Consider the following 6,606-nt stretch of genomic DNA (forward strand, 5'->3'; position numbering starts at 1 on the left):
AGCATAAATAGGATGGTTATATTTATCATCCATACTTTTCACATTATTAACTATATAACCTATTGATAATTTCAAAATATCTTCTATTATTTGATTTTTTTGACTTATGGATTGTGTATGTAAATCACAAGAATAATTAATGCTATGTTCACTCATTGATTTTATAGAAAAACGGGTGTCATTTATTGGATTAAAAACCAATGTCGGATGCGAAATAAAAACAGCGTAATCATTTTTTTCCACCTTGAAATTTGCAAAAAGAAATGACATCAGCGCAAATCCACCTGCACCAACAAAGATCATTGGGCCATAAATAAGTACGGAGAATATACAAAGTGGTATACCAACCCATGAAATAATACGTACAATTTTATATGCAATATCCGGAATCACTTCTCGCTGCTCATATCTAATACCGGTTCTTGTTACATAATAATTAAAACTATAATCAGGAAGCAATAAATACCTACCCACAAATAATGACACTAACAAGTGTATGGCACATATTAACATTCCAACTATTCCAAGGCTAAAATCTGATGCAATCAACAATACCACTGGAAGAAAACATGCCGCTGGTAATATAACAACCCATCTAATTAAAGACCCATACCGCCCACCTTCAAAGCCTATAAACTGCCATTGTAATAATATTTCTTTGTTTTTCAAATCTTCAATTCTTTTATTAATATCTAAAGCCATTATCAACCACCAACTTTGAGCGTCTGAATATCACCATCGATTGTTACCATCGCCATATAAACATAACCCGGAATACTGTTYAACTTCTCTCCCTTATAACAAATTTTATTATTCCCTTTTGTATATAAATTCATTGGCATAATCACACCTACAGATATAGAAAAACTAATAAGACACCCATCTTAAAAACTCAACCATATGGTATATTCATTGCCATAATTCATTGACTATCTACTATTCAAGGTTTTACTTCCAACGCTTCCGTCAGATATCTCGGTCTACATCATGAAATCTCTGATGAATTCAAATTTCAGGCACGATAAAACCTAGTCATCTAGCCAGTAAGAAATGGAAGATAAAAATGCTCAGGCTACATGTAGTAACCTTCGACTGCTGCTAACTCCGCTCGTTCGTTGCTGGCCGATATGATGATAATATTCGCGCAGCAAGCCTTCCTTGCCTATCGCGCCAGTGAAGTTTTTCTCTAATCGATGCGTTAATTCCAACCAATTTTCTTCTGTCAGTCCAAGGCGAGAGACGATGTTTCGTGCCGTTTCCGATATGCTCCCTTTCTTGCCATCACGGATGACACGCCCTGTGCATCCGTCCTCTTTATTGGCCTGGCGAGCTATGGGGTCGTTGAGTAACCGCATGAACCAACTGATGTCATGCAATCGCACACGCCAATCCTCAGCAATACGCTCAACCGCCATTAACTGCGCTTTACCCATGTGGCTTCGCTGTGTATTTCATTCAACCTAGTAGTTGAAAGGTAGTTACCTCTACACACGCAATGCCAACAGATGATCACTTCTTCTTGTGACCAACTCAGTGCTTGGTCTTTATCGACATGCAAAACGAGATGGGTGTGGTTACTCATTACCGGATAAGCACAAACATAAATGGCAAATACCTTGGCCAGAAACAATAATCGCTGCTCAACCCACCCTTTTCGATGTTCATAACACGTACCGGTTAACGGGTCTTTGCCACACAAAAATGAGCGTCGCACACAACGAGAGACACAATGGTAGTACGGTGTGTCTGTTAGGCTGACTTGTGTTTTCCTTGCTTTGGGCATGGTGGTCGAGGTCGTTTATCATCCATGAAAAATGAAGCCTAGAACACTGGGCAAGAAAGTACAAATCATGGGTGTCTCGTTTACATTACGCTCGCGATGCCAACGGTTGATCACTTCTTCTTGTGAACCCTCTCCGATGTTCATAGCACGTGCCGGTTAACGGATCTTTGCCACACAAAAATGAGCGTGTGCACAGCGTAGTTTTCCAATGAAACCAGCTTGCTAAAGCTGCTTTATGCCGGGATTTTAAAGGCTTCAGAAAAGTGGACACATCCGGTACAGAATTGGAACCTGACATTATCTCAGTTAAGCATCCACTTCCCTGGTCGGGTCGATGAGTATGTAGATCGGTGATTACGCTGACACAGAACTATGAACACCCTCAGATAGCCAGTTCCGTGGGGGGGGACTGGCTAATGAGGAAAAGGCGCTAAACAATGAACACCCTCGACCTAACTCATGAGTTCGTTCTCAACCGCTTCACCGTATTTCGTATATTTTGTGCGGATGTCGCCAATAGATAAAATATTATGGCCTTGTGCATACTCATTACGCATCAGCATATCATTATAATAATTCAACGCATCACTTGGTTTAACCCACTCGGATTCAGGGATCGGCTGACTCCAGGCTTCAAATTCGGCATTGTGTTTGTAATGATCCCTGCACACTCGAGATAAATAGTTATTCCACCAAATACCAAAGCGCGTACCGTTAAGCTCCCACCAAATACGAGTTTCAATCGAAAATTCATCTACTGAAATATTTTGTTCCTTACAGTAACCCTCAATCAGTGATTGAAATGTTAACTGCGAGGAATCCACAATGTCACTATCTTCCATCTCATAATCCATGTAACGGCGGATGGTTTCCCACTGTAAAGCGCCATCTAAATTATTGCCGACATTGTAAGTCATTGCAGCCCAAAACAGTCCTTTAATACTTTCATCGTTACCACCAATAAATAAAGTGCCATTCCCTATCATCCCAGTTGGTGTAACGGTTACGCCTTCACCAACCATGGCACACACTTTTTCCCAATGGAAATAGCGAACAACAATGGCTTTACGTTTTTTATTCCATTTAAACATCGCTACCTCACGACGCTGGCGATGGAAACGAAAAGGAACCACTTTTTTCATATCTTTGGCTGTTGAATACATTATTAAAACAATAACAGAACCTATGATAACCCAAGGTAAACAAATAAAAAACGTACCAGTTAAAAAGTTACTTAAATTATAACCAGGAGATGAGAAACCATTGTGGTTAATAAGCTCTACAATATGACCAACATATCCAACCTGACTTGAAAAGTACAAAAGAAACCCAAGTGACATTACAATCATAACTATAAAAAACAAATACAAAATTTGGCCTTGAAATATAGAACCTGCACTTCCACCTAAATCAAGGTACGCTGAATTTCGTTTTAGTAAAACTGTGCAATAGTTAGCTCCAGATATGTTCGTTCTAATTGGCAATGGACTTAGCACTGTTTTACCACTAAGTTTTCCACTTTGCTTTTGCCCAGAAAAAAAAGGGATTGACTGATTCAACTCTCTGTCTCCATTAATTTAATATCAGATATTTCTTTCATGCCTTTAACTATTTCTGTCTTATAAAACAATGAAGAATCCTCTAATTCTAGCAACTCACAATTATAAATAGAGTCATAACCATCTATTTTTTCAAGAGAAGCAATGTTGTATGTATTAAGTGAAAATCTTGCTCCCCCTTGCTCAGAAAAAAGAATATCTCCATGGCTATTTTTAACTTCAACATAAATATCAATATAACGACACTCTTTCCTCCAATCACCTAATTTACTATAATCAATAATTATARTTTTATTCATAGTGTGAGGAATGATTTTAGATGCAAATTTTACTTCCGATGTTTTATCGATAACTACTCCACTTATTAGTTTAATAACAACAGAAAACCTAATATTATACGAATGAGCCATAGGTATAATTAAGTTTATTTTATCAATTATTTCTTTATCTTCTATTTTTTCAATCTTTTGCCTTAAACTAGTATATTGAATGATTTTTTGTTTAACCTTTTTAGACTCAATATGTAAAACTGGTGTTTGCATGACTTCCTGCCATTTTACAACATGCTTATCATAATCCCATCCTCTATCCCCATCAGCGCGTAATGGTATATATTTACCCCAGCAACAATTAGACGACCACAATGCAATAGCTTCTGATTGCATCAAATTATAAATAACTTCACCAATGAAAACTAAAGCACTCCCTAATAATATCCAAGGATTGAATCTTGAACCAAATCGCATCACGGTTTTTGCCGCTCTAGTCCAACTAACACCATGGTTAACAACAGCGTTGATCTGACGTCCTGATGCATACATAATCTGATATGTCGCTTTTGCTTGGATAGCATCTCCAGTAAAAGCCATTGCAGAACCTAATGCTGCAATATTATCACCCTTCCTAATACTCTGATTAAAATTACCAAGTTGTTTGATTCCATCTAATACAGCAGAAACTGTTGCTGTTATAGAGATTAGCACACTACCTACTGCTACAACTTTACCTGATAATTTAATCCAATTAGCATTATCTGTTTCTACATAATTTAGTTGTGAATAAATTTTCGTAACTTCCGTTGCAACTGCAAATGATGCCGATATTGAAGCAAGGAGATCTCCAAAATATTCAGAGTATTGATATATGCTTAATCTGGATTTATTAGAAAGATCTTCAGCAGTTTGGTAAAAATTAATGATATTCAATACAGCAGAAACAAATCCAAACACTCCTGACTTTACAGCATTAATAGAGCCGTCTAATATATCGCCATCAACATTTCCAAATAGCACCTGATTTCTTAATATTTTTCTACGAAAATCTAAATATTGTTCAAACTCTTCAATATCTGCACCATAAAAGTGCATAACAATTTGACGGTTACCAAATGGCAACGCTTCAACTTTCGCACCTAATTCACTATGCAATCTTGCTGCATCAACCTTATATGCATCAAGTTCCATTTGATAAACTGCTCGTTTTAAATCCTTTTGATGAGAACTAAGACCTGACTCCAAATAAACTCTATTTTTTTTTGATTCAACCTCACCAGCTTCTACTTTTATTTTTTCGAGTTCAGATAACTTAGCGTCGACCACTGCTTCATCACCATAATACATATCAAAGGTGACTCTTGAGTTTTTTGATTGTGACATCATTACCGCTTTTAACCCATTACTCACATAATGTAGCAATCTATCAACTCTTTCTTGTCTAAGCTTCATACCTTCATAAACTTGCTTTACTTCAATAATTGCAAAGTTAGCTAATGTATTACCAAATCTTGACAGTTGAAGCCTAGCCTCTGGAGGCATATCTGTAATAGGGATAATATTACGGCCAGCAATAATTAGATTAAATTCATGTAATGGCGTTAATCCACTTAACCAGTCACCATGTTCTTTATGTGCAGCATATGTCCCTTCTGCATTCGTTGCATCTGATAAAAGACTATCATAACCCTGTAGTGTTGCTAACTTAGCATTTATGCTGTCTTCATCATACTGACCTTCATTATCAAATGTGTACCAATGTAAATTTTGTTCTCCTAAGGAACCAAAGTAAAAACGTCTTATTTCTTCATGATTTTCAATCACATCAGATGTTGCATCTAACCAGTAATTTTCTTTTTTTAAACGCTCAACAAATTGTGATTTTTCGTCTTTATCAAAAATAGGTAACATTTCATATGCTTTTGGTCGCATAGCATTCAAATCAGATAGAAGAATATTATTTCCATGATCCCATATTGACATATTTCTATGAGCATCACTTAGCCACTCATCCATCTCACTTTTATTTATCCTTTCTATTATCCCTAAATCACCAAATGATTTACCATATAAAAGATTATCATGCTTTTTTTCAGCATTATAATAATGAGCTCTTAACTGGTCACCAGTTACACCTATTTCCTTAGCTGTCTTTTCTATTTCCTCACAAATTTTGTTATAATTAAAGACATCATCATAACTTATGTCTTTAGGGCCATAATCTTTATCAACCCCACTGTTATATTTCTGATATTGTTTATAATGCTTTAAGAAAGATTCATATTGGTATTTTGCAAAATCAAAGTTATTTTCGATAAATGAATGAATTTTTTCATTACTAGATCCTCTTCTAAAATGTCTTTCATTAAAATGAATAAGTAAGTTTAGTTGTGTTGCTGCAAAAAATTTCGCATCATTATTATCTTGATTAAACCATTCAATCTCTTCATTAACATATGCAATTTTTGCACTGGACAAGTCAGTCATTAACTCGATTGGGTCTTCTAATATAAGAATTGCAGCGTCTTTTTCATAACGTTTTTCGATATTATTTAAAATTGATGAAACATTTTGCTGTTTAGGTTTTTTTTCTTGATTAAGCCAACACCATGCTCTCTTATCTTTATATTTTTCAACATGACAATCAGACAGATTTTCTTCTAAATGATGTGGTGGTAATAAGTGCCTACTTCCACTTTCACAATCAAATGAACCCACATCACATTTCTGCATCACTTGGTCGCGAAATTTAGAAGACAGCAATAAGTGACTTTGCAATTTAGGTGTTATAGATTCTTTTGAATATAAAACTTGAATTGTACCCTGTCTTTTTATTGTTATTGAGGCTTCAGAATCAGTATATATAAACTCTTCAGACTCTGAATTACGCTTAGATTTTTTACCTTGCTGCTCAACTTTCTGTATTTTACCAAACTCAGAAACTTTATAAGCATAAATAATATCCTGCCTTAAGCTATGAATAATATATATA

Annotated in this window: 4 protein-coding genes and 1 pseudogene; 1 reads left to right on the plus strand and 4 read right to left on the minus strand. The window is 35.7% G+C overall.

Annotation, left to right across the window (positions count from 1 at the left end):
* Together L4C36_RS23175 and L4C36_RS23180 are read right to left on the minus strand one after the other, a co-directional pair.
* The coding region (locus tag L4C36_RS23175; protein ID WP_428480135.1) for a hypothetical protein at nt 1-702 on the minus strand (702 nt) is incomplete at its 3' end.
* A 365-nt stretch (nt 703-1,067) separates the two neighbouring features.
* On the minus strand, nt 1,068-1,433 hold the full coding sequence (locus L4C36_RS23180; protein WP_428480136.1) for a hypothetical protein: 366 nt from the start codon (nt 1,431-1,433) through the stop codon (nt 1,068-1,070).
* Nucleotides 1,434-1,984: 551 nt separating this feature from the next.
* Here L4C36_RS23180 and L4C36_RS23185 point away from each other — a divergent pair.
* Nucleotides 1,985-2,137, plus strand: a pseudogene (locus L4C36_RS23185) (IS256 family transposase); the annotation flags it as partial.
* 98 nt (nt 2,138-2,235) lie between these two features.
* Here the strand turns inward: L4C36_RS23185 and L4C36_RS23190 are convergent.
* Complete coding sequence (locus tag L4C36_RS23190) at nt 2,236-3,342, minus strand: hypothetical protein (RefSeq protein WP_428480137.1); 1,107 nt, start codon at nt 3,340-3,342, stop codon at nt 2,236-2,238.
* Nucleotides 3,339-6,606: toxin VasX (locus L4C36_RS23195; RefSeq protein ID WP_428480138.1), on the minus strand; the 3,268-nt coding region annotated here is incomplete at its 5' end. The genes L4C36_RS23195 and L4C36_RS23190, both read right to left, overlap by 4 nt.

Source organism: Photobacterium japonica, from assembly GCF_050337005.1.
Lineage (GTDB): Bacteria > Pseudomonadota > Gammaproteobacteria > Enterobacterales > Vibrionaceae > Photobacterium > Photobacterium japonica.

What these genes read in the sequence shown, in the direction of transcription:
- L4C36_RS23180 (WP_428480136.1), bottom strand. Translation starts at nt 1,433, where the DNA reads ATGGGTAAAGCGCAGTTAATGGCGGTTGAGCGTATTGCTGAGGATTGG.